The 24,863-nt window shown below is 66.3% G+C and carries 19 protein-coding genes; 8 read left to right on the top strand and 11 right to left on the bottom strand.

Annotation, left to right across the window (positions count from 1 at the left end):
* Positions 1-19 precede the first annotated feature (19 nt).
* Positions 20-2,209, bottom strand: a complete 2,190-nt coding sequence (locus H536_RS0110250; RefSeq protein WP_024350388.1) for an anthranilate synthase — start codon at positions 2,207-2,209, stop codon at positions 20-22.
* Between the two features lie 267 nt (positions 2,210-2,476).
* Positions 2,477-4,081, bottom strand: coding sequence for an EAL domain-containing protein (locus H536_RS0110245; RefSeq protein WP_024350387.1), 1,605 nt, complete (start codon positions 4,079-4,081; stop codon positions 2,477-2,479).
* Between the two features lie 193 nt (positions 4,082-4,274).
* On the opposite strand from H536_RS0110245, the gene H536_RS0110240 reads away from it, so the two are divergent.
* From H536_RS0110240 to H536_RS0110230, 3 genes are all read left to right on the top strand, one after another.
* Complete coding sequence (locus H536_RS0110240) at positions 4,275-5,879, top strand: GMC family oxidoreductase (protein ID WP_029703029.1); 1,605 nt, start codon at positions 4,275-4,277, stop codon at positions 5,877-5,879.
* Between the two features lie 120 nt (positions 5,880-5,999).
* Entirely contained in the window at positions 6,000-6,983 is a 984-nt protein-coding gene (locus tag H536_RS0110235; RefSeq protein ID WP_024350386.1) for an ABC transporter substrate-binding protein, read from the top strand.
* Between the two features lie 12 nt (positions 6,984-6,995).
* Positions 6,996-8,696 (top strand): ABC transporter permease, encoded by a 1,701-nt coding sequence (locus tag H536_RS0110230; protein WP_024350385.1) that lies wholly within the window; start codon positions 6,996-6,998, stop codon positions 8,694-8,696.
* A 16-nt stretch (positions 8,697-8,712) separates the two neighbouring features.
* Here the strand turns inward: H536_RS0110230 and H536_RS0110225 are convergent, their stop codons facing one another.
* Both H536_RS0110225 and H536_RS0110220 read right to left on the bottom strand, forming a co-directional pair.
* Positions 8,713-9,810: an ABC transporter ATP-binding protein gene (locus H536_RS0110225; RefSeq protein ID WP_024350384.1), complete on the bottom strand. Its 1,098-nt coding sequence runs from the start codon at positions 9,808-9,810 to the stop codon at positions 8,713-8,715.
* 159 nt (positions 9,811-9,969) lie between these two features.
* The gene (locus H536_RS0110220) at positions 9,970-11,649 is read right to left on the bottom strand and encodes a formate--tetrahydrofolate ligase (RefSeq protein ID WP_024350383.1); all 1,680 of its coding nucleotides are present in this window, start codon (positions 11,647-11,649) and stop codon (positions 9,970-9,972) included.
* Positions 11,650-12,307: 658 nt separating this feature from the next.
* Here H536_RS0110220 and H536_RS0110215 point away from each other — a divergent pair.
* The 4 genes from H536_RS0110215 (at position 12,308) to H536_RS0110200 (ending at position 16,349) form a co-directional block, all read left to right on the top strand.
* Positions 12,308-13,255, top strand: coding sequence for a choline ABC transporter substrate-binding protein (locus tag H536_RS0110215; RefSeq protein WP_081651887.1), 948 nt, complete (start codon positions 12,308-12,310; stop codon positions 13,253-13,255).
* A 204-nt stretch (positions 13,256-13,459) separates the two neighbouring features.
* Positions 13,460-14,302 (top strand): choline ABC transporter permease subunit, encoded by an 843-nt coding sequence (choW, locus tag H536_RS0110210; RefSeq protein WP_024350381.1) that lies wholly within the window; start codon positions 13,460-13,462, stop codon positions 14,300-14,302.
* Positions 14,299-15,348, top strand: a complete 1,050-nt coding sequence (gene choV / locus H536_RS0110205) for a choline ABC transporter ATP-binding protein (protein ID WP_024350380.1) — start codon at positions 14,299-14,301, stop codon at positions 15,346-15,348. The genes choW and choV overlap by 4 nt, the downstream gene beginning before the upstream one ends.
* Before the next feature lie 116 nt (positions 15,349-15,464).
* The gene (locus tag H536_RS0110200; RefSeq protein WP_024350379.1) at positions 15,465-16,349 is read left to right on the top strand and encodes a hypothetical protein; all 885 of its coding nucleotides are present in this window, start codon (positions 15,465-15,467) and stop codon (positions 16,347-16,349) included.
* 48 nt (positions 16,350-16,397) lie between these two features.
* Here the strand turns inward: H536_RS0110200 and H536_RS0110195 are convergent, their stop codons facing one another.
* From H536_RS0110195 to H536_RS0110170, 6 genes are all read right to left on the bottom strand, one after another.
* Positions 16,398-17,378 carry a dipeptide ABC transporter ATP-binding protein gene (locus H536_RS0110195; RefSeq protein WP_024350378.1) on the bottom strand — a complete coding sequence of 327 codons (981 nt, stop codon included), beginning with the start codon at positions 17,376-17,378 and terminating at the stop codon, positions 16,398-16,400.
* Complete coding sequence (locus H536_RS0110190; protein ID WP_024350377.1) at positions 17,375-18,445, bottom strand: ABC transporter ATP-binding protein; 1,071 nt, start codon at positions 18,443-18,445, stop codon at positions 17,375-17,377. Before H536_RS0110190 ends, H536_RS0110195 begins: the two co-directional genes overlap by 4 nt.
* A 5-nt stretch (positions 18,446-18,450) precedes the next feature.
* Complete coding sequence (locus H536_RS0110185; protein ID WP_024350376.1) at positions 18,451-19,392, bottom strand: ABC transporter permease subunit; 942 nt, start codon at positions 19,390-19,392, stop codon at positions 18,451-18,453.
* Positions 19,393-19,402: 10 nt separating this feature from the next.
* Positions 19,403-20,410, bottom strand: a complete 1,008-nt coding sequence (locus H536_RS0110180; protein ID WP_009210295.1) for an ABC transporter permease subunit — start codon at positions 20,408-20,410, stop codon at positions 19,403-19,405.
* A gap of 216 nt (positions 20,411-20,626) precedes the next feature.
* Positions 20,627-22,222 carry an ABC transporter substrate-binding protein gene (locus H536_RS0110175; RefSeq protein WP_024350375.1) on the bottom strand — a complete coding sequence of 532 codons (1,596 nt, stop codon included), beginning with the start codon at positions 22,220-22,222 and terminating at the stop codon, positions 20,627-20,629.
* A gap of 97 nt (positions 22,223-22,319) precedes the next feature.
* Complete coding sequence (locus H536_RS0110170) at positions 22,320-23,483, bottom strand: Mrp/NBP35 family ATP-binding protein (protein WP_024350374.1); 1,164 nt, start codon at positions 23,481-23,483, stop codon at positions 22,320-22,322.
* A 317-nt stretch (positions 23,484-23,800) separates the two neighbouring features.
* On the opposite strand from H536_RS0110170, the gene H536_RS0110165 reads away from it, so the two are divergent.
* Complete coding sequence (locus tag H536_RS0110165) at positions 23,801-24,532, top strand: HugZ family pyridoxamine 5'-phosphate oxidase (RefSeq protein WP_035694871.1); 732 nt, start codon at positions 23,801-23,803, stop codon at positions 24,530-24,532.
* Between the two features lie 27 nt (positions 24,533-24,559).
* On the opposite strand, the gene H536_RS0110160 is transcribed toward H536_RS0110165, so the two are convergent.
* On the bottom strand, positions 24,560-24,805 hold the full coding sequence (locus H536_RS0110160; RefSeq protein WP_024350372.1) for a hypothetical protein: 246 nt from the start codon (positions 24,803-24,805) through the stop codon (positions 24,560-24,562).
* Positions 24,806-24,863: the final 58 nt, after the last annotated feature.

Raw genomic sequence — 24,863 nt, 5'->3', positions numbered from 1 at the left:
CGACCCGCCGCTCACCGTGTCAGGCCGCCTGTTCGCGGGCCCGGCGCGGAAGTGCCGCGACGATGTTCTCGATCATCCGCATGCCGGCATCGCCGCCCAGGCTCATGATGCTCTCCGGATGAAACTGCACGGCCGCGACCGGTTCGGTCCGGTGCTCGAAGGCCATGACGATGCCGTCCTCCGTCTCGGCGGTCACGTTGAAGTCCTTGGGCAGACGGACGGGATCGGCGAAGATCGAGTGGTAGCGCCCGACGGTGACCTCTGCCGGCAGGCCGGCGAAGATGATGCCAGGATCGGAAATGCGGATGCGCGACGGCTTGCCGTGCACCGGCATGTGCAGCGTCCGCAGTGTGCCGCCATAGGCTTCGGCCAGGGCCTGGAGACCGAGGCAGACGCCGAAGATCGCCGCGCCGTGCTCGCGCGCCCGGGCAATGGTGCCCTTGCAATCGAAGTCGGACGGATTGCCCGGTCCCGGCGACAGTACCACCAGATCCGGTGCGATCCGCTCGAAGATCTCGGCCGGCACCGGCGTGCGGACCGTCGAGACCTCGGCGCCGGTCTGGCGGAAATAGTTCGCCAGCGTATGGACGAAGGAATCCTCGTGATCGACGAGGAGGATGCGCAGCCCCTCCCCCACCTTGGCGGAATCGCGCTTGGCGGCGGCCGGATCGGGCGCACCCGCCTCGCGGATGGCGCCGATCAGCGCCGAGGCCTTCAGTTCGGTCTCGGCCTCTTCGTCCTCGGGGTTCGAATCGTAGAGCAGCGTCGCGCCGGCCCGCACTTCCGCGATGCCGTCCTTCAGACGGATCGTGCGCAGGGTCAGGCCGGTGTTCATGTCGCCGTTGAAATGCACCATGCCGACGGCGCCGCCATACCAGGTGCGCGGGCTCTTCTCGTTGTTCTCGATGAAGCGCATGGCCCACAGCTTGGGTGCACCGGTCACGGTCACCGCCCAGGCATGGGAGAGGAAGGCGTCGAAGGCGTCCATGCCGTCGCGCAGCCGACCTTCGATGTGATCGACCGTATGGATCAGGCGCGAATACATCTCGATCTGGCGCCGGCCGATCACCCGCACCGAGCCCGGATCGCAGACCCGGCTCTTGTCGTTGCGGTCGACGTCGGAACACATGGTCAGCTCCGACTCGTCCTTCTTGGAGTTCAAAAGCTTCAGGATCTGCTCGGAATCGGCGATGGCGTCGTCGCCGCGCTTGATCGTGCCGGAGATCGGGCAGGTCTCGACCCGGCGACCGTTGACCCGCACGAACATCTCCGGCGACGCGCCGATCAGGAACTCGTTTGACCCGAGATTGACGAAGAACGAGTAAGGCGACGGGTTCACCGCCTTAAGCCGGCGCGAGATTTCCGATGGCCGGTGTTCGGCGCGCTCGTAGAAGACCTGCCCGGGCACGACCTCGAAGAGATCGCCGCGCATGAACTTCTCCTTGGCGGAGCGCACGAGGTCGGCATATTCGCCAGGCTTGTGGTCGCCGCGCGGCGGGATCCGATCCGAGGGCGCGAAGGGCGCATCCGGCCCGCCGCCTTCCAGACCTTCCGTCGAGGCGCCGTCCATGGCGAAGTCGTAGCGGGTCCGGAATGCCGAGGCCGAATAGTGATCGACCTCGAGCAGCTCGTCGGGCAGGTACAGCACCAGGTCGCGGCGCTCGGCATCGCGCTCCAGCACTTCCGGCACCGGCTCGAACTGATAGGCGAGATCGTAGCCGAAGGCGCCGTAGAGGCCGAGTTCGCGCCCCTCCTCGGAGCGGAACAGCGACACGATGGTCCGCAGCACGGAAAAGACGCTCGGCATGCGCGAACGCTCTTCCTCGGTCACCGCCGCGGTCGGCTCGACGATGGTCAGGTCGATGATGTCGTCGCTACGCGTGCGGCTCGCGATGTCGTCATTGCCGGCCAGCGCCGCGTCGATGAAGCCGAGCAGCACACGGCCGCGCGGGTTCAGCGCCTCGATGCGCATGTCGCGCCTGTCCGACGAGATGACCAGCGGCGGATCGACGAAGGCGACGTCCTGGCGCGTGTAGCGGCCGGGATATTCGTAGTTGGAGAACAGGACGGCCCCGCGGCGGGTGTCGAGCCAGTCGAAATAGGGCTCGATCGCGCCCTCATACGCCACGGCCTGCCGGCTGCGGGTGATGACGATGCCTCCGGCGGTCACATACCGTTCCCGTCCGTCTTCGGTCTGTTCGGTCACCATGAATCTTCTCCGGGTCTTGCGACAAGCTCGTTGCGGGTCTCGTGCCCGGACCCCCGGCGACATAGCAAAAAGGCCGCCGGATGATCCGAGGCGGCCTTGAGGTACTGATCACATGCGTGATGGTCCGGCCGCTATCAGCGAGCCCACCACCAGTTCTTTGCAGAGATCATCGTGTCCATGGGAATCGGATAGACGACCCGGCCCCAAAGGGCAATGGGAAAGGCTGCTAGCCGGCGGCGCGATCGGTTCCGGCAATCTTCCGAAACCCTATGCGGCCTTCGCGATGAGCTGATCCGGACGGCTTGCGTCGGCAAGGAATCCCGCGAAGGGCTCGATCCCGAGGGGCCGCGAGATGTGGTAGCCCTGCACGAAGTCGATCGCCGGGCGGAAGGCGCGTAATTCCTCGAGACGTTCGGCCGTCTCGATTCCCTCGACCACCATCATCCGGCCGGAGGAATGGATCATCTCCACGGCGTGATACAGCATCCGGGCCATCATGCTGTCGGCCGGCGCCATGGCAAAGGCACGGTCCAGCTTGACCCCGTCCACCGACAGCGCCGCCAGGTTCTGGATGTTCGAATAGCCGCTGCCGAAGTCGTCGATGTAGGTGCGGATGCCGGTGTCGCGCAGCCTCTCGATCTCGCGGGGCGCCGTCTCCATGTCGATGGCGTCGCTTTCGACGAGTTCGATGATCACCCGGAAGCGCTCAGGCTCGGCGAGGAACGGCCCGAAGATGTCGCAGAGCACGGCACTGTCGAGATCGCGCGGGAAGACGTTGAACGTGACCTTCAGCAACAGCCCCGCCGGCATCGCGGCGGAGAGTTCGCGGTGCGCCTTCTCGACCACCATCCGGGTGAACTGCCGGGTCAGGCCGTAGCGCTCGACCAGCGGAATGAAGCGGTCCGGATAGACGATGGTGTCGTCGATGTCGCGCCAGCGCGCCAGCACCTCGCAGCCGGCGATGCGGCCGGTCGCGAGCTCCATGATCGGCTGGTAGCCGCACACCACGGTCTCTGCGTCGAGATAGCGGCGAAAGCGTGCATCGAAGGCCCAGCGCCGGACGATCAGCGCGCGCGCCTGGATGGCAAGGACAGCCGACAGCAGCGCAGAGAACAGGAGCGCCACGATGGCATAGGGCGCTACGCGTGCGAGCAGGGAGGTCAGCGAGGCCTGGGTGGCCACGCAGATCATTCCGTCGTCGCCGCAATCGATGCTGCGAACGGTGCCGGACAGCGGCGCGGTGCCGTCGATGGCGGCCTGGCGGTTGGCATCGAAGACACCCTCGACGCCATCGAGGTGCCATCGACGACCGCTCGAAGCCGTTGCAACGGTCTCGAACTCCATCCATTGCGGGACCGCGTGCGGCACTTCGTCCTGACGCACGACAATGGCGAAGTCGCCTTCCTGGACGATGCTCCCAAAGAGACCCTCGAATCCCGAGAAGGACAGGTCGCGCTGCATCCAGACGACGGTCTCCGCGCCGACCCGGATGTCCGGCTCGCCGAACTGCAGGGGTGTCTCGAACACCCCGATGCTGGCCGAGCAAAGCGCCGCGCCATCAACAACGTAGAGGAACTCGTGGAAGCCGTCCGGAAGGAAGGCCACGCGGCGGAGCTGTTCCCGGAATTCAGCGCTGCAGGGCGCGGCCGTGACCTGCTTTTCCAGCTCGGCAAAGGTCGAGTCGAGATTCCGGCGGATCTGGGCGTAGGGCGCCAGCGCCACGCGGCTCTCGGCCCGCATCGACTGACGCGCCTCGTACAGCGCGAACACACCGGCCCCGCCGGTCAGCACAAGAAAGATCAAGCTCCCCACGACGATCGCGATGATCGTCTGCTGGCGACGGGAGATGAACAGACTGACAAGCTTCGCCATGGCGTTACGGCCTATTCTTCGGTCATCTCAGTGAATGGGAAAGCCCTCTATGAGTGCTTAAGAAGCAGGCAGATCCGGCCGGTATCGCGAAGGTTTTGCGCGATGGCGAGCGCGCGACTTCCGTAACGGCTGCGCGCAATCGACCGCACCGGCCGACATTCCCCAAGCCGAAAGTTTCGGCTAGAGCGAGGTCATGGAAGAATTCGACTATATCGTCGCCGGGGCCGGTTCGGCCGGATGCGTCCTCGCCAACCGGCTCTCCGCCAATCCGCGCAATCGCGTGTTGCTTCTGGAGGGGGGCGGCAAGGACAACTGGATCTGGTTCCACATCCCGGTCGGCTATCTCTTCGCCATCGGCAATCCGCGCTCGGACTGGATGTTCAAGACGTCGGCCCAGGCCGGGCTGAACGGGCGGGCCCTCTCCTATCCGCGCGGCAAGACCCTCGGCGGATCGTCCGCGATCAACGCCATGATCTACATGCGCGGCCAGGCGGCGGACTACGACCATTGGCGCCAGCTCGGCCTCCGGGGCTGGGGCTGGGACGACGTGCTGCCGCTGTTCAAGGCGATCGAGGACCATGCCGACGGTCCGAGCGAGTTTCACGGCGCGGGTGGCGAATGGCGGGTCGAGCATCCGCGCATCCGCTGGGAGATCCTCGACCGGGTCCGGGACGCGGCACATGCGGCCGGCGTGCCCAAGATCGATGACTTCAACACCGGCGACAACGAGGGCTCGGCCTATTTCCAGGTCAACCAGAAGGGCGGGCGACGCTGGAGCGCAGCACGCGGCTTCCTGAAGCCGGTCCTGCACCGGCCGAACCTGAAGGTCGTGACCGGCGTGATGATCGACCGGGTCACGGTCAAGGATGGGCGCGCCGTCTCGCTGCAATATCGCCGTGACGGCCAGACCTTCGAGGCGAAGGCGGCCGGCGAGATCGTGCTGTCGGCCGGCGCGGTCGGCACGCCGCTGATCCTCGAGCGGTCCGGCATCGGCGACACCGACCGCCTGCGGCCGCACGGCATCGCCCCGGTCCGGCACCTGCCCGGCGTCGGCGAGAATCTGCAGGACCATCTGCAGATCCGGCCGATCTACAGGGTCGACGGCATCAAGACGCTGAACAGCGAATACAAGAACCTCTTCCGCCGGGCGATGATGGGCGCGGACTACGCGCTGCGCCGCCGTGGGCCGATGACCATGGCGCCGAGCCAGGTCGGGGCCTTCGTCAAGTCGCGCCCGGACCGGGCGACCGCGGATCTGGAATTCCACTTCCAGCCGCTCTCCCTCGACGACTGGGGCAAGGGTCTCCACCCGTTCTCCGCCTTCACTGCCAGCGTCTGCAATCTGCGACCGACGAGCCGCGGCAGCGTCCACCTGACCGGCTCTCTGGTCGAGGACACGCCGGACATCTCGCCCAACTATCTCTCCACGGACGAGGACCGACAGGTCGCGGTGGACAGCCTGAAATGGGCCCGCCGGATCGTCGCCCAGTCGCCGCTCGCGCCCTACAAGCCGGAAGAATACAAGCCGGGTGCCCATGTCGTGTCGGACGATGACATGCTGGTGGCGGCAGGCGATCTCGGCACGACCATCTTCCATCCGGTCGGGACGGCGAAGATGGGGCCGGACGGCGATGCCGGCGCCGTGGTCGACGAACGGCTGCGGGTGCGCGGCATTGAAGGGCTGCGGGTCGCCGACGCCTCGGTGATGCCGACCATCACCTCCGGCAACACCAACTCGCCGACGATCATGATCGCCGAAAAGGCCGCCCGGATGATCGTCGAGGATTCCCGCAGCTGATTGCCGTAACACCGCTCGCTGGACCGCCCGTCATCTTCCTGTCACGGGTGGCGCTGTAGTCGCCCTGCCCGTGGGCGCCGACCTTTCCGCGAACCCCGAACACGATCTGAGGAGACCACCATGATCCGCAGCCTCGGCTTCGCCGCCGCCACTTTCGCCGCCATTCTCCTCTCCGACACGGCCTTCGCCCAGTCCGGCAAGCTGGCGCTCTATACGAGCCAGCCGAACGAGGACGCCCAGGCGACCGTCGACGCCTTCAAGGCGAAGCATCCCGACGTGGACGTCGAATGGGTCCGCGACGGCACGACCAAGGTCATGGCCAAGCTGCAGGCCGAGTTCGCCGCCGGCAACCCGCAGCCGGACGTGCTGCTCATCGCCGACAGCGTGACCATGGAAGGCCTGAAGCGCGACGACCGGTTGATGCCCCATGCCGACGCCGACACGACCGGCTTCGCGGACGGCCTGTTCGACACCGACAAGACCTATTTTTCGACCAAGCTGATCACCACCGGCATCGTCAACAACACCCGCGCCGAGACCACGCCGTCCTCCTGGAAGGACCTGGCGGACCCGGCGCTCAGCGGCCAGACGACCATGCCGAGCCCGCTGACCTCGGGCGCTGCGCTGGTGCATCTGGCGACGCTTACCCAGAACCCCGATCTCGGCTGGGACTATGTCGCGGCGCTCGCCGAAAACGGCGCCACGGCGTCCGGCGGCAATGGCGGCGTCCTGAAGGCGGTGGCCGGCGGCGAGAAGCCCTACGGCGTGATCGTCGACTTCCTGCCGATCCGCGAAGCTGCGAACGGTTCGCCGGTCAATTTCGTCTTCCCCGAGGAAGGCGTTTCCGCCGTCACCGAGCCGGTCGCGATTCTGAAGACCGCGCAGAACCCGGAGGCCGCCAAGGCCTTCGTCGATTTCGTCCTCAGCGAGGACGGCCAGAAGCTGGCGGCGAGCCAGGGCTACCTGCCGGCCCGCGACGGCGTCGAGGCGCCTGCCGGCTTCCCGGCCCGCGACGCGATCAAGCTGATGCCCTTCGATGCGGCCAAGGCGCTCGCCGACGAGGAGGCGAACAAGAAGCGCTTCGCCGAACTCTTCGGCGGCTGACCTCTGCCCGCCATCACTTCCATTGCCAGACGCTGGAACGGCGAGAGCATCACTCTCGCCGTTCTCGTCGTTTTCGTCGGCCTCGTCAGCGTCCTGCCGGTCACGCGGCTCGTCGTCGAGGCCTTCGCGCCCGGCGGCACGCCCGACCTTGCCAATATCCGTACCGTGCTCACCGCCGGTTCCACTTGGACGGCGGCCTGGCATTCGCTGGTCACGGCCACGCTCGGCACGGCGATTTCGCTCGTCCTCGGCACGCTCTTCGCGCTGATCGTCGCCCTCACCGATATCCGCGCCAAGGCGGCGCTGGTGTTCTGCTTCCTGCTGCCGTTGATGATCCCGCCGCAGGTGACGGCGCTGTCCTGGGCGCAATTGTTCGGACCGGCGAGCCCGCTCCTGATCACGCTCGGCTTCGCCCCGCCGCTCGGCTCGCCCAACCCGATCTACAGCCCCGGCGGCATCGTCCTGCTGCTCGGCATCCAGCATGCGCCGCTGGTGTTTCTCGCCGTGCGCGCCGGCCTGCGCGGCCTGCCGCGCGAGATGATCGAGGCAGCACGCGCCTGCGGCGCCGGCCGGCTGCGGGTCATGGCGACCATCGTCCTGCCGATGATGACCCCGCCGCTGGTCGCCGGCGGCGCCTTGGCCTTCGTCTCGGCCGTCGGCAATTTCGGCATTCCGGCGCTGCTCGGCATTCCGGCCGGCTACACCGTTCTGCCGACCCTGATCTATCAGCGGCTGGCGAGCTTCGGCCCGTCGATCATCTCGGAGGTCGCGGTGCTGTCGATCGTCGTCGGCGCCCTCGCCTTCGTCGGCTTCGCGGTGCAGGCGCTGGTCATCGGCAAGCGCGACTATCGCACCGTCGGCGCCCCCGCTCAGGCCCTGCGCTACGCCCTCGGCCGCTGGCGCGGACCCATCGAGGGGCTCGCCTGGGCGATTATCGTCGCCATTCTGGTGGTGCCGCTGATCGCGCTCCTCGCGACCTCGCTGGTCACGGCCTATGGCGTGCCCCTGACCGGCCGGACGGTGACTTTGTCCAACTACGCCGAGGTGCTGTTCCGGCAGGATTCCACCGTGCGCGCCTTCCGCAACTCGTTCCTCCTCGCGGCCGGGACCTCGCTATTCCTCGTCGCGGTCTGCGTGCCCTTCGCGGCCTTCGTCGTGTGGCGCAAGAGCCGGCTTCTGGATGCTCTGGCGATGATGGCGGAACTGCCCTACGCCCTGCCCGGCATCGTGCTCGGCATTGCCGCGATCCTGATCTTCATCATGCCGCTACCGGTGCTCGGCATCAGCCTCTACAACACGATCTGGATCATCTTCTTCGCCTATCTGGCGCGCTTCCTGACCCTGTCGCTGCGCCCCGTCGTAGGGGCGGTGCAGCAGGTGGACCGGGCATTGGAGGAAGCTGCGCGCATGACCGGCGCACGCTATCTGTTCCGGTTGCACACGGTGGTCTTCCCGCTGCTCGCGCCGGCCGCGGCGGCGGGCGCGATCCTCACCTTCATGACCAGCTTCAACGAACTGACCGTCTCGGCGCTGTTGTGGTCGGCCGGCAACGAGACGCTCGGCGTGGTGGTCTTCAATCTCGACGATTCCGGCGCGACGGTGCTGGCCTCGGCAGTGGCGGCGGTCACCGTGGTGGCCATTGTCGCAATCATGGGCGTGACGGCCCTGTTTGCGCGGCGCCTGCCGCGCGGCGTCCTGCCCTGGACCGACTGAGCGGCCGACCGCCGGTTCAGGCAGCGCGTGCCGGCTTCGCCGCAGAGGCGTGACCGGACGGCAGCAGCCAGCCATCCTTCGCCCTGACCCGGATCATGCTGCCGATAGCCGCCAGATGCGGGGCCCAGACCGGCAGCACGGTCTCGGGTGCCGCCTCAGGCGACACGTCGAGGATCACATGCGAGCCCTTGAAGGTCGCCTTGCGCACGGTCGCGGCAAAGCCGGCGCCCTCGGTCGGCTCAAGATGCTCGGGCCGCAGGCACAGACGTGCGGTGGTGCCGGTCGCCGGCATGGCGTCCGGCTGGCACCGCACCGCCACCTCGCTGCCGAACAGCTGGACGGCGATGCGGTCCGGCCCGAGCCCGCGCAGGATGCGGCCATCGACGATCTGGCCGTTGCCGACGAACCGGGCCACCTGCTGCGAGCCCGGCTCGGCATACAGCGTCACCGGGTCCGCGACCTGCAGGATCCGGCCCGCCTCCATCACCGCCACCCGGTCGGCCATGGCCATCGCCTCGGCCTGATCGTGGGTGACATAGACCATGGTCGCGCCGGTGCGCTGGTGGAACTCGCGGAAGGTGTCTTCCATCGAGGCGCGCAGATTGACGTCGAGATTGGCCAGCGGCTCGTCGAGCAGGACCACTGCCGGATCCATGGCAAGGCACCGCGCCAACGCCACACGCTGACGCTGCCCGCCGGACAGATCGGCCGGACGCCGCGCCTCGAAACCGGTCAGGTCGACCGCCGCCAGAGCCTCGGCGACCTTTCCGGCCCGCGCCGTTCCCTTCAGGCCCCGCACCCGCAGCGGATAGCCGACATTCTCGGCCACGCTCATATGCGGCCAGAGCGCATAGGACTGGAAGACGATACCGACATTGCGGTCCTCCGGCGGCACATGCTGGCCATCGCCGGCCACCAGAGCCCCGTCGAAGCGGATCGCACCGCCGGACAGCGTGTCGAAGCCGGCGATCAGGCGAAGCAGGGTCGTCTTGCCGCAGCCCGACGCACCGAGCAGCGCGACGAACTCGCCCGCCCGGATCTCGAGGAAGACGTCGTCGACGGCCGCGGTCTCGCCGAAGCGTTTGGTGACGGCGGCGAGCGAGATGGCGGACATGCAAGGCTCATGGCTGGACTGCGGACGGCCGGAGAATAGTGCGGGCGGGCGCAAAGGGCGAGCCGCCGGCGCACCGGCTAGCGGAGCTACCGTCCTATGCGGAGAACGGCAACGCTGTCGTGACGGACGATCGCGAGACCGACCTGTCCCGCTCGGCGATCAGAACAGCCCCTCGACCTCGCCGTCGGCATTCAGACGGATGGTCTCGGCAGCCGGTTTCGACGGCAAGCCAGGCATGGTCATGATCTCCCCGCAGATGGCGACGACGAAGCCGGCCCCGGCGGACAGGCGCACTTCGCGTATGTGGACGGTGTGGCCGTCCGGGGCGCCGCGCAGGGTCGGGTCGGTGGAGAAGGAATATTGCGTCTTGGCCATGCAGACCGGCAGGTCGCCATAGCCGGCCTCCTCCCAGGCGGTGAGCTGCTCGCGCACGCTCTTGTCGGCGGTCGCCTCGGCGCCGCGATAGATGCGCTTGACCACGGTCTCGATCTTGTCGAACAGGCTCATCTTGTCGGGATAGAGCGGCGCGAATTGCGACGCACCGCTGTCGGCGAGCGCCACGACCCGGTGCGCCAGCTCCTCGATACCGGCCGAGCCATCGGCCCAGTGGCGACAGACGATCGCCTCCTCCCCGAGCTCCGCGACATAGGCCTTGATGGCCTCGATCTCGGCGTCCGTGTCGGTGACGAAATGGTTGATCGCCACGGTGGCGGGCACGCCGAACTGGCGGATATTCTCGATATGCCGACCGAGATTGGCGCAGCCGCGCGTCACCGCGTCGACGTCCTCGGTCCCCAGCGCGTCCTTGGCGACGCCGCCATTCATCTTCAGCGCCCGGACGGTGGCGACGATGACGGTCGCGGCCGGCTTCAGCCCGGCCTTGCGGCACTTGATGTCGAAGAACTTCTCGGCACCGAGATCGGCGCCGAAGCCGGCTTCGGTCACCACGTAGTCGGCGAGTTTCAGCGCCGTCGTCGTGGCGACCACCGAATTGCAGCCATGGGCGATGTTGGCGAAGGGGCCGCCATGGACGAAGGCCGGGTTGTTCTCCAGCGTCTGGACGAGGTTGGGCTGCATGGCGTCCTTGAGAAGGACCGCTATGGCGCCGTCCGCCTTCAGGTCGCGCGCATAGACCGCGCTCTTGTCGCGGCGGTAGCCGACGATGATCGCGCCCAAGCGTTTTTCCAGATCGGCGAGGTCCTTGGACAGGCACAGGATCGCCATGACCTCGGAGGCGACGGTGATGTCGAAGCCGGTCTCGCGGGGATACCCGTTGGCGACACCGCCGAGGGAAGCCACGATGCCGCGCAGCGCCCGGTCGTTCATGTCCATCACCCGGCGCCAGGTCACGCGGCGTGTGTCGATCTCCAGGGCGTTGCCCCAGTAGATGTGGTTGTCGATCATCGCCGACAGGAGATTGTGGGCAGTGGTGATGGCGTGGAAATCGCCGGTGAAGTGGAGGTTCATGTCCTCCATCGGCACGATCTGCGCATAGCCGCCGCCGGCCGCACCGCCCTTCATGCCGAAATTGGGGCCGAGCGAGGCTTCGCGGATGCAGATCGCGGCGCGCTTGCCAATCCGGTTGAGGCCGTCGCCGAGGCCGACCGTGGTGGTGGTCTTGCCCTCGCCGGCCGGCGTCGGATTGATCGCGGTGACGAGGATCAGCTTGCCGTCCGGCCGATCCTGCAGGGACTTGATGAACGGGGCGGAGATCTTCGCCTTGTCGTGGCCGTAGGGGACGATGTCCTCTTCCGCGATGCCAAGCTTGGCTGCGATCTCGCGGATCGGCTTCTTCGCCGCGGCACGCGCAATGGCGATGTCGGTTTTGATCTCGGCCAAGCCCGGTTCTCCCTGTCTGGTCTGCCTCGCAGGCGACCATAGGCAGCCTGACGCGCCAATGCCAATGCCTGTCCGCGTCAGGATTTCCTATCCCGCGATAAGCCGCACTTGGTGCGGCGGCCGGACAGGAAGCCGGCTGGCCGTGGCGCATGGCGGAAGGCCGAAACGGAAAGAGCCCGGGCGCAGGCGCACCGGGCTCTTCATTCCATGATCACGATGGGCGGCGTTGGGAGGAGGAACACCGCACTCGGATCGGTATCGCGGCTGTGGTGTCGAACGAGCCCGTCAACAGGGAGGATGAAGTCGGGGTCCCCGTCCGTCCAATACCGCAATATCCAGACTGTAACCCAAGTCGCCGCAAGACGCTGTCACTATTTTGCTACGGACCGTGCCAAATTCGCACAGTTGATGCTGCGAGGAGACATGCACGCCATTGCGGAAAATGCCCGAACGGCGTGTAGGCGGCGGCCCCGCATCCAACTGCGAAAGCCCGGAATTCCCGGCTGTTCGAGGCCGTGCAAGGCGCTGTCGCAGCCGACAATAAGTCCTGCGAACTGTTGCGTTCACGGGCTACCGCGGCAATAACAATCGCCATCACATTCATGCAGCAGCGGGGCGTGCCCAGCGTCCCCGGCCTGCCGACCAGGAGACGATTCCTATGAAGCTTTCCCGAATGTTCGCAGCCGCCATGCTCGGCACCGCTTTCATCGGCACCCCGGCGCTCGCCCAGGAAGCGGAGTCCTGTTCGACGGTCCGTTTCTCCGATGTCGGCTGGACGGACATCACGGCGACGACCGCCGTCACCACGGAAATCCTCAAGGGCCTCGGCTACGACACCGACACCAAGGTCCTGTCGGTGCCGGTCACCTTCGCCTCCATGAAGAACGAGGACATCGACGTCTTCCTCGGCAACTGGATGCCCTCCATGCAGGCCGACATCGCGCCCTATCTCGAGGACGGATCGGTCGAGGACGTCAAGACCAACCTGACCGGCGCCAAATACACGCTGGCGGTGCCGCAGTACCTGTTCGACGAGGGGCTCAAGAGCTTCGCCGACATCGCCAAGTTCTCCGACCAGCTGGACGGCAAGATCTACGGCATCGAGCCGGGCAATGACGGCAACCGCCTGATCCTCGACATGATCGAGAAGGACGCCTTCGATCTCGGCGATTTCGACATCGTGGAATCCTCCGAGCAGGGCATGCTCAGCCAGGTCGCCCGCGCCACCCGTTCCGAAGACCCGATCGTCTTCCTCGGCTGGGCGCCGCATCCGATGAACAAGAACTTCGACCTGCAGTATCTGGCCGGCGGCGACGATTTCTTTGGCCCCGACTTCGGCGGCGCCACGGTCCACACCACCGTGCGCAAGGGCTATCTCGAAGAGTGCCCGAATGTCGGCGCGCTGCTGTCCGACCTCACCTTCTCGCTGGAGATGGAGAACGCCGTGATGGGCGCGATCCTCGACGATGGCGAGAAGCCGGAAGCGGCGGCCCAGGAATGGCTGAAGGCCAATCCCGACCAGATCGCCACCTGGCTTGAAGGTGTGAAGACCAAGGACGGCGAAGATGGCCTGCCGGCGGTCAAGGCCTATCTCGGCCTCTCGTAAGCCGCAGAACACCTGACGAGGGCCGGCCGGCGCCGGCCTTCCGTGGCATTGGCAGGCCGGGCCGCTCAAGTTCCGGACTGCGTCCCGCACGGGGCGCCCGATCTGATGCCGGGCGTCCGGCCGAAACGGCCAGTCTCGCGCCGAACATCCTGCCGTCACGGCGCTTCAGCCGCCGTGACGCGACCCTGAAGGACCCGATTGCCCGTGCAGTGGCTCGTAGATCACCCGCTCCCCATCGGCGATTACGCCGAAGCCTTCGTCGATTGGCTGACCGCCAATTTCACGTTCCTCTTCGACGCGATCCGCGACGGGCTGGGCGCCTTCATCGATGCCATCCTGTACATCCTGCAATGGCCGCATCCGCTCATCGTCGTCGCGGTCTTCGCCGCCATCGCCTATGCCGCACGGCGCTCCATCCCGATCGTCATCTTCACGGTGGCCGGCCTGCTCCTCATAATCAATCTCGGCTTCTGGGAGGAGACGACGGAGACGCTAGCGCTGGTGCTGGCCTCGACCGCCGTCTGCATGCTCATCGGCGTACCGGTGGGCGTGGCGGCGGCGCGGCGCGAATGGCTCTACGCCATCCTGCGGCCGATCCTCGACCTGATGCAGACGATCCCGACCTTCGTCTATCTGATCCCGGCGCTGATCCTGTTCGGCCTCGGCCTCGTGCCGGGCCTCGTAGCGACGGTGATCTTCGCCCTGCCCTCGCCGATCCGGCTGACGCGCCTCGGCATCGCCTCGACCCCGCGCCAGCTTCTCGAAGCGGGTGACGCCTTCGGCGCCACGCCAATGCAGCGCCTGATGACCATCGAGATCCCCTACGCCCTGCCGCAGATCATGGCCGGGCTGACCCAGACCATCATGCTGTCCCTATCGATGGTGGTGATCGCCGCCCTCGTCGGCGCACCGGGCCTCGGCGTGCCGGTGCTGCGCGCCCTGAACACGATCAATATCGGCCAGGGCTTCGAGGCCGGGCTGGCGATCGTGCTCCTGGCGATCATCCTCGACCGCTTCTTCCGCATCGACGAGGAAGGCCGTTCATGAGCCCGATCGTATCCTTCCAGAACGTCTCGATCGTCTTCGGTCGCAATCCCGAGCAGGCGCTGCCGCTGGTCGATGCCGGCAGGAGCCGGGCCGAGATCCGCGACGAGACTGGCGTGACCCTCGGTGTCGCCGATGCCTCCCTCGACATCCAGGAAGGCGAGATCGCCGTGCTGATGGGCCTGTCGGGCTCCGGCAAGTCGACGCTGCTGCGGGCGGTCAACGGTCTTGCCCCGATCACCCGCGGCAAGGTGCTGATCGATACGGGCAAGGGCATCGTCGATCCCAAGGATTGCGGTGCCAAGCGGCTGCGGGATCTGCGCCGCCACGAAGTGGCGATGGTGTTCCAGCAATTCGCCCTGCTGCCTTGGCGCACGGTGGCCGACAATGTCGGGCTCGGTCTGGAGTTTTCCGGCGTGCCGCGCAGCCAGCGGCGCGAGCGCGTTGTGGAGCAGCTCGAGCTCGTCGGCCTCGGCGACTGGGTCGACAGCCGCGTCGGCGAACTGTCCGGCGGCATGCAGCAACGCGTGGGCCTTGCCCGCGCCTTCGCCACCAACGCCCCGATCCTCCTGATGGACGAGCCGTTCTCGGCCCTCGATCCGCTGATCCGTTCGCGGCTTCAGGACGAGCTTCTGGAAATCCAGCAGCGGCTGAAGAAGACCATTATTTTCGTCAGCCACGATCTCGACGAGGCGTTCAAGATCGGCAATCGGATCGCGATCATGGAAGGCGGCCGCATTGTCCAGGTCGGCACCGCGCAGGACATCGTGCTGCGCCCGGCCGACGACTATGTCGCCGACTTCGTCGCCCACATGAACCCGCTCAACGTCCTGACGGCGGCCGACGTGATGAAGCCCTACGACCGCACGGGCGAGGCCAGCCCCGCCAATGTCGCGCAGATGGCCGAACCCGGCACGCCGCTGCAGAAGGTCATGTCCGCCGTCAGCCACGGCAAGGGCACCGTGGTGGTCGCGCGCAAGGGCGAAATCCTCGGCCAGATCGGCCCGCAGGACATCGTCGACGCACTGGAGCGGCATCAGGCCGGCTGATCGAAGGTGTAGATCCTTGGACCGCGTTGTTTCTCGTACCCGGATCGTCGTTTCATCATCGCCAGGCAGAGGTTATAGTCGGGGGCTGAAGCTGCGAGAGGAGTTCGAGGTGGCCGATGGAACTGATCAATAAGGTCCAGATTGCCACCATCCCGCATTGGGCTAGGGTGCTCATTGGACTGATCATACTGGCGTTGGCAGTAGTTTGCGGTGCGCTCTTCTTCGTGGCGATGTATGAGGGGGACCGATCAAGCTGGGTACAGGCTGCTGCCCATCTCACCGGCGTAATCGCTCCGATATTACTATTCACACTCTGCATCGCGGCGGTGCAGTCTGGAACACTCTCAATCGCGAAGCGAACCGAACAGACCTTAAATTCCGTAATCCCGAGCCAACTCAGGCTGATTCCAGAGTCAGCACCTGATTTCAAGCGATGGTCGCGGAACTTCCGCTCATCCCAAGATGATCGAACGGCCGATGTTTCGATAAGTCATATTCGTGGGCGGTGCTACGCCGACTACGAAATCAAATATCAAGACGATGACGGCCAAGAGATCACCTGTCGCATACGTGTGGAGCTGAACGTCCACCGGGTGAACTTCAATCTCTACATCCCCTGCCACGAGCCTGTGTACCTTGAGGCGTGCTCCGAGCATGAATTGGACGCGACCGTTTTGATCGACAATCACCTGAGGCATACTGTCGGGGCAAACAAGAAACATTCGGATGCAGGAGGCCTCGCAGCTCCGATTGGTTGTTACGTGTTCCGTCCGGACTTGCTCCGCCGAAGGCTAGGCACCGATGAGTACGTTGTACTCGTTGCCTCAGCAACACTGCCGTCAGATCTCCTCTGGAACCCGGCGGAGCGCCTTTATTTCGCACAGGATCTGATGTTCATGGTCCGATCGATCGTGAACGAGGCGCCTTATCTTTTCAGAAATGAGAAGCCTAGCAGATCAACTGGGACGCCTATGCGTACAGAATTGGCCGCCTCAGCTTAGCCCAGCCTTATCGGAGCAGCTTCTTGGGACCTTTCGTTCCCCGCCCGATCAGGGCGGCGGAAGCCGGCCTTCGTCCACCGCGAAACAGGCGACCTTGGTCTCGCCGTGCTGGGTCAGCACCGGCAGCTCGGAGCGGCAGCGCTCGTTGGCATAGGGACAGCGCGGATTGAACGAACAGCCCGGCGGCGGGTCGAAGGGCGACGGCAATTCGCCGGACAGGCGGATACGCTCGCCGCGGTCGCTCGGCCGCGTCGCCGGCGTCGCCGACAGCAGCGCCCGCGTATAAGGGTGCAGCGGGTTGGCGTAGAGCGCGTCGACCGGCGCGATCTCGACCGGACGGCCGAGATACATCACCATCACCCGATCCGCGACATGCCGGACCACTGACAGATCGTGGCTGATGAAGATGTAGGTGAGGCCGAGCCGCTCCTGCAGATCGGCCAGGAGGTTCAGAATCTGCGCCTGGATCGACACGTCGAGGGCCGAGACCGGCTCGTCGAGGACGAGGATCTTCGGCTCCAGGATGATCGCCCGGGCGATCGCGATGCGCTGCCGCTGGCCACCGGAGAACATGTGCGGATAGCGGGCGTAATGCTCCGGCCGCAGCCCCACCTCGGCCAGGGCCGCCTCGGCCTTCCTGCGCCGCTCGGCCGACGACAAATTGGTGTTGATCTTCAGCGGCTCCTCGATGATCGTTCCGACCTTCTGGCGTGGATTGAGCGCGCCATAGGGGTTCTGGAACACGATCTGCACGGTGGAGCGGAGCTTCTTGACGTCGCCCTTGTCCTTGCCGGACACGCGGACGCCATCGATGTCGAGCACGCCCTCGGACGGGGTCTCGATCATCGTCAGCATGCGCGCGAGGGTGGACTTGCCGCAGCCGGACTCGCCGACGATGGCGAGGGTCTCGCCCTCCTCGACGACGAAATTGGCCTCCTTCACCGCCCGCAGGTCGAGCGGCTTCTGGAACATGCCGCGCCGGACCTCGTAGGACTGGCTGAGATCGGTCGCGGTGACGATTGCGGTCATCGTGCGTCTCCCCGCAGATCCGTTGCGATATCGGCGGGGCGGCCCGCCCCCTCCTGGAAGCTACCGTCCGGGCCGAAGCCGGCCGGCACGTCGCCCGGCGCACGCGGATCGGCGCCCAGGGGATAATGGCAGAGCGCCTCGCCCAGAGCCGGAGGCTGGCGCGGCGGCACGACCGTGCGGCAGACATCGTCGGCCTTGGGGCAGCGCGGATTGAACAGGCAGCCATCCGGCCGGTCGCCCTGCCCCGGCACGACGCCCGGAATGGTCGGCAGGCGTGTGCCCGTCGCCCGCTCGGGAATCGCCGAGAGAAGGGCCGCCGTATAGGGATGGTGCGGCTCGTCGAAGAGGGTCGCCACCGGCTGGCGCTCGACCTGCTGGCCGGCATATTGCACCACCACCCGCTCGGCGGTCTCGGCGATGACGCCCATGTCATGGGTGATCAGGATCATCGCCATGCCGTGCTGCTTTTGCAGATCGAGCAGAAGATCGAGGATCTGCGCCTGGATGGTGACGTCGAGCGCGGTGGTCGGCTCGTCGGCGATCAGCAGCTTGGGATTGCAGGCGGTCGCCATGGCGATCATCACGCGCTGACTCATGCCGCCCGACAGCTGGTGCGGGAACGCCGTCAGCCGCCGCTCGGGTTCGGGAATGCCGACGAGCTGCAGCAGTTCGACGGCCCGCGCCTGCCGCGCCTTGCGGTCCAGTTCGGTATGCGCCTTCAGCGCTTCCTTGATCTGGTAGCCGACATTGAAGCACGGATTGAGGCTGGCCACCGGCTCCTGGAAGATCATCGCGATGTCGCGGCCGATGATCTTGCGGCGCTCGCGGGCCGACATCGCCTGCATGTCGCGCCCCTCGAAGGAGATCTCGTCGGCGGTCACGGTGGCCGACGGCGGCAGCAGGCCCATCAGGCCGAGCATGGCCACGGACTTGCCGGAGCCGGACTCGCCGACGATGCCGAGCACCTCGCCGGAATCGATGACGAGATCGATGCCGTCGACCGCCTTGAACGGACCGGAGGCGGTGTCGAAGGTCACCGACAGATTGCGGATGGAAAGCAGGGGCATGGCTGTCAGCTTCGCTTCATCTTCGGGTCCAGCGCATCGCGCAGGCCGTCGCCGACGAGGTTGATCGCGAGCACCGTGATCAGGATGGCGAGGCCCGGGAAGGTTACCACCCACCAGGCGCGCAGGATGAACTCGCGCGCCTCGGCCAGCATGGTGCCCCATTCGGGCGTCGGCGGCTGCGCACCCATGCCGAGGAAGCCGAGCGCGGCGGCATCGAGAATGGCGTTGGAGAAGGACAGAGTCGCCTGGACGATTAGCGGTCCGAGACAATTGGGCAGGATCGTCACCAGCATCAGCCGCAGCGGTCCCGCGCCGACGACGCGGGCGGCGGTGACGTATTCGCGCTGCTTCTCGGCGAGAACCGACGCGCGCGTCAGGCGGACGAAATGCGGCTGCAGGACAAGCGAGATGGCGATCATCGCATTGGTCAAGCCCGGTCCGAGCACGGCCACGAGAACCAGCGCGAGGAGCAGCGACGGAAAGGCGAGGATGATGTCCATCACCCGCATGATCACCGTGTCGACCCAGCCGCCGACATAGCCGGCGATCAGGCCGACGGCGATGCCGACACTCACCGCGATGACGACGACCACGACGCCGATAAACAGCGAATAGCGCGAGCCGTAGATCAGCCGCGAAAGGATATCCCGGCCGATGGCATCGGTGCCGAGGAAATAAGCCCACTGGCCGCCTTCCTGCCAGGCCGGCGGCAGCAGCTGCGCGTTGGAGTTCGTCAGCACCGCCGAATGCGGCGCCAGCAGCGGCGCCGCCAGGGCGATGAAGACGATCGTGAGGAACACGACGAGGCCGACCACCGCGCCCTTGTTCTCGGAGAAATAGAACCAGAACTCGGCCAGCATCTGCCGGCGCACGCTCTTGGCCGGCTTGCGGTCCGGAATGTCGGTGCCAACGCCTTCGGCGGCTTCCTGGGCTTCGATATGGCTCATCGCTCGCCTCCTACTTCGCCCGAACGCGGGGATTGATGACGCCGTACAGGAGATCGACGATCAGGTTGACGAGCATGATCATCATGGCGATCAGCAACAGGCCGCCCTGGACGACCGGGTAGTCGCGCCGGAAGACGCTGTCGACCATCCACTTGCCGATGCCCGGCCACGAAAAGATCGTCTCGGTGAGGATCGCGCCGGCCATGAGCACGCCGACCTGCAGGCCGATGGTGGTGACGACCGGGATCAGCGCGTTGCGAAGCGCATGAACGCCGACAACGCGCTTGCGGGCGAGGCCCTTGGCCCGGGCGGTGCGGACATAGTCCTCGCCGAGAACCTCCAGCATGGCCGACCGGGTCTGCCGGGCGATGACCGCGAGCGGGATGGTCGCAAGGACGATCGACGGCAGGACGAGATGCGACAGCGCCGAGGTGAAGGCGCCCTTTTGACCCGACAGCAGCGAATCGATCAGCATGAAGCCGGTTTCGGCAGGGAAATAGTAGAGCAGCGAGATGCGGCCGGAGACCGGCGTCCATTGCAGGGTGCCCGAGAACAAGATGATCAGCAGCAGGCCCCACCAGAAGATCGGCATGGAATAGCCGACGAGCGCCGCGCCCATGACGCTCTGGTCGAACCAGGATCCCCGCTTCACCGCCGCGATCACGCCGGCCGGAATGCCGAGGCAGATGGCGATCACGATGGCGCAGAAGGACAGTTCGAGGGTTGCCGGGAACAGGGTGAAGAACTCGCCGGCCACGCCGCGCTTGGTGACGATAGAGGTCCCGAAATCGCCCTGGAACAGGCCGAAGAGATAATCGAAATACTGGACGAAGAGCGGCCGGTCGTAGCCGAGCTGCTGCATGATCGCCGCGTGGCGCTCGGGGTCCATGACCCGCTCGCCGGCCATCAGCGCCACGGGATCGCCCGGCAGAAGCCGGATGAAGGCGAAGGCGACGATCGAGACACCGATGAAGGTCGGGATCAGGACCAGTAGTCGAGAGAGAAGAAAGCGCTGCATATTGGCTTGTCGCATGTTTCGGGTGAGGCCGGTAGCGGTCTCGCGGCAGCGTCCTACACCATCGCGGCACCAAAGCGAACCCGCAAAGGTCAGGAGTTCTGCGTCTTTTCAACCGCTTAGCGTTACGCCACGGCACTGGCGACGGATGTCCGACGCCCAACGCAAACGGGGCGGCTCGATGCCGCCCCGTTCCATGCTCGCAATGTCGCGTCGAAGTTACTCGGCGATGTCGACGCCGTCGAAGCGGTGATAGCCGAGCGGGTCCTGAACGAAGTTCTGGACCGACTTCTGCATCGGCATGAACACCGTCGAATGGTCGATGGTCATCCAGGGCGCCTCTTCCTTGAAGACCTTCTGCGCCTGCTTGTAGAGCTCGACGCGTTCGGCCTGATCCGAGGTTTCCTTGGCCTTGCTGACCAGCGAATCGAACTCCTCGTTGCACCACTGGGCGCGGTTGTTGCCGCCGACGGCATCGCAGCCGAGCAGCGTGTCGAGGAAGTTGTCCGGATCGCCATTGTCGCCGGTCCAGCCGAGCATCACCGCACCGTCGCGGTCCGCGGCCTTCGACTTGTCCAGATACTCGCCCCACTCGTAGGAAACGATCTCCGAAGTCACCCCGACCTTCTGCAGATCGGCCTGCATCAGCTCGGCCGCGCGGCGCGCGTTGAGCATGTAGGGACGGCTGACCGGCATCGCCCAGAGCTTCATGGAGAGGTCGGTGACGCCGGCCTCCTCGAGCATCTTCTTGGCAGCTTCCGGATCGTAGGTGTCGTCCTCGATGCTGTCGTCATAGGACCACATCGTCGGCGGGATCGGGTTCTTGGCGACGGTGGCGGCGCCCTGGAACACGGCGTCGACGATCGCCTGCTTGTTGACCGCCTTGTTCAGCGCCTTGCGGACCTCGACCTTGTCGAAGGGCGCCTGGGTGGTGTTGTAGGCGAGATAGGCAACGTTCAGGCCTTCCTGCTCGAGAACCGTCAGGTTCTCGTTTGCCTGCATCGACTCCACGTCGGCGGCGTTCGGATACGGCATGATGTGGCATTCGCCGGCCAGCAGCTTCTGGGCGCGGACCGAAGCGTCGGTGGTGATGGCGAAGACCAGGTCGTCGATCGGCTGCTTGCCGGCCCAGTAGTCCGGATGCGCGCCATAGCGGATCACGGCGTCGGGCTGATAGGCGACGAACTGGAACGGGCCGGTGCCCAGCGGCTGCTGGTTCAGCATGGCCATGTTGCCGTCAGCTTCCAGCTTGTCGGCATATTCCTTCGACATGATCGAGGCGAAGTCCATCGCCAGATCGGCCAGGAACGGCGCTTCGGGCCGGGTCAGCGTGAACTTCACCGTAAGGTCGTCGACCTTCTCGATCGACTCGATCAGGTCCGGGAAGCCCATGCCGTTGGCATATTCCCAGCTGGCGCCGGTCACATACTGGTTCCACGGGTTGTCGGACTTCAGCTGACGCTCGAAGGAGTAGATCACGTCGTCGGCGTTGAGCGGCCGGGTCGGCGTGAAGAAGTCGGTGGTCTGGAACTGCGCGTCGGCGCGCAGCTTGAAGGTGTATTCCTTGCCGTCCTCGGAGACTTCCCAGGATTCGGCGAGGCCCGGCTCGATCTCGGTGGAGCCGTGCTTGAACTCGACGAGGCGGTTATAGACCGTGCGCGACGCCGCGTCGAAGGTGGTGCCGGCGGTGTAGAGCGCCGGATCGAAGCCCTCGGGCGACCCTTCCGAGCAATAGACGAGCGTCTTGGCCGATGCGGCCGAGCCGAGCGCCATGGTCAGCGCGGTCGCGGCCAGCAGCCGGGTTGCAAACTTCATGGATGACATCTCCCGAATAGCGATGCGGACGGAGAGTCCGCTGAGGCCGGCATCCCACAAGTTTTGCAAAAATCATGCAAGCGCAATTTTTGACCAGTTACTCAAAAACGATCTCGGGAGCCGGCGCCGCATGGGCCCCCAGTTCCAGGCGGGCCAGCGTGCGCGCGGCGATGTCCTTGTAGATGGCGGCATGTGGGCCGTCCGGATCCCCGGCGACGACCGGATGGCCGCTGTCCGAGCTCTCGCGGATCGCCATCTCGATCGGCACTTCGCCGAGGAACGGCACGCCCAGCCGCTCGGCCTCGTCGCGGGCGCCGCCGTGGCCGAAGATATCGTAGCGATGGCCGGTATCGGGTGCGATGAAATAGCTCATGTTCTCGACGATGCCGAGCACGGGAACATCGACCTTCTGGAACATGGCGAGACCCTTGCGGGCGTCGATCAGGGCCAGGTCCTGCGGCGTCGAGACGATGACCGCCCCGGCCAGCGGCACATTCTGCGCCATGGTGAGCTGCGCGTCGCCGGTGCCCGGCGGCATGTCGACGACCAGAATGTCCAGCTCGCCCCATTCCACTTCGCGCAGCATCTGGGTCAGCGCCGACATCACCATCGGCCCGCGCCAGATCATTGGCACCTCCTCGTCGACGAGGAAGCCCATGGACATCGCCTTCAGCCCGTAGGCCTCGAGCGGGATCATGGTGCGGCCGCCGGAGGTGCGCGGCTTGCCTTTCAGATTGAGCAGACGCGGGATGGACGGGCCGTAGATGTCGGCGTCGAGAATGCCGACCTTCATGCCGACCGCGGCAAAGCCGAGCGCCAGGTTGACTGCGGTCGTCGACTTGCCGACGCCGCCCTTGCCCGACGCGACGGCAACGATCCGGGCAATGCCGGGGATGCCGGGCTTCTGCGACGGCTGACGCTGCGGGGCCGGCGACGATGGTGCCTCGCCCTGCCGGATCGCCTGCCCCGGACGGGCTGACGGCGCCGGCCGCTCGGGCGCCGAGCCGGCGGGGCGTTCGGCGGTCAGCGCGACCAGTGCGCTGGTGATCCCGTCGACGCCCGCGACGGCGCTTTCGATGCTGCGGCAGAACGGCTCGAAGCGCTCCGCTTCCGTCGTGGGAACCGACAGCGAGAAGAACGCCTTGCCGTCGGCGATGAAGATGTCGGAAACCATGTCGCGCGAAACGACGTCGCCCTTGCCGTCCGGCGCGTCCATCGCTTTCAGGATGGTCAGGATGCGCGACTTCTGCGCTTCGCTCATTCTCGGCTCCTTCGGTCTGGCCGCGCCCGCCGATCCGCTTCTGCCTTGCCAGGCATTCAGCGGCCCATGCGGACGATGCCGGCGCGTTCGCCCCGGCTCGGCCCCGTGCTCGTGTGCTTGATGCTTCTGCGCTGATATCGTGCCTCGGCGGCGATATCCAACCGGGGTGCCCGGACTTAATGCAACGCCGCCGTCCTGATGCGCATCGCCGCGCGCCGGGCTAGTCTGCCGGGATGACCGATCGCACCGCACCACCAGAGACCCCCGCCGCCTTTGCAGAATGGGACGCCGCGCCGGCGCCGCGCGCTGGCGATTCCATGCCATCCGTCCTGCAGCCGGTGGATGATTCGGCGCGGCAACTGGCGCGGTCACTGCTGCGCGGCGCGCGGGACGGGATGCTGGCGGTGCTGCGACCAAGCGACGGACATCCGTCCGCGAGCTTGGTTCTTGTTGCAACGGACTTCGAGGGCCGCCCGCTCCTGCTTGTCTCCGCGCTGGCGCTGCACTCAACGGCGCTCGACGCCGACCGGCGCTGCTCGCTGCTGGTTTCGCGCCCCGGCAAGGGCGATCCCCTCGCCCATCCCCGGCTCACGATCTTTGCAACCGCCAGCGTCATTGCGGCGGACGATCCCGAGCGGCCAGGGCTGCGGGACCGCTTCCTGGCGCGGCACCCGAAGGCAGCGCTCTACGCGGACTTCGCAGATTTCCGGATGATCCGGCTCGAGCCGGAGACCGCTTCGCTCAATGGCGGCTTTGCCCGAGCCTTCGCCCTCGAACGGGGTGACCTTGTCGACCCGCCTGTGCCGGAACTTGCGGCGACGGCAATGCGCGCCCGCGACCACATGAACGACGACCACCGCGACGCCATCGACACGCTGGCGGCGTCGGCCGGGCTTTCGGAAGACGGATGGCGGATCGCGACCATGGATCGCTTCGGGTTCGAAATCATTCGCGGAGATCGCATGGCGCGGATCGAATTCGGCCTCGATGCGGCCGCGCACGGCTATCGCGACGCGTTCGTTTCGCTCGTTCGCGGCCAATCGGACTGAACCCGATCGGCGCAGATCGGAAACGCGCTAGAGCCTGTAGCCGTCCGGGCAGGAAGAGCGGAACCGCAGATTGCTGTTGCCGCGCACATAGATGCACTGGCCGGCAGCATTGGCGGCCTGACCGATGACCCGGTCGCCTGGCTCCGCGGCGACCTGCGGAAGGCGCCCGACGCGGTAGGGTGCATCCTCGGCGCCCTCTAGTCCGAACACCGCGCCGAAGACCAGCGGCAATCCCGTGCCCGAACATCCCGAGACGAGCAGCAGGCCGGCCATTGCGGCTCCGCGCGCAATGAGAGCCGGCGCGCGCCGCTTTCCCGGTGCCTGTCGGCAA

This window comes from Aurantimonas coralicida DSM 14790, from assembly GCF_000421645.1.
GTDB classification, from domain to species: Bacteria; Pseudomonadota; Alphaproteobacteria; order Rhizobiales; family Rhizobiaceae; genus Aurantimonas; species Aurantimonas coralicida.
Note: the sequence above shows the minus strand (reverse complement) of the source record. Positions and strands in the feature narration are given on the sequence as shown.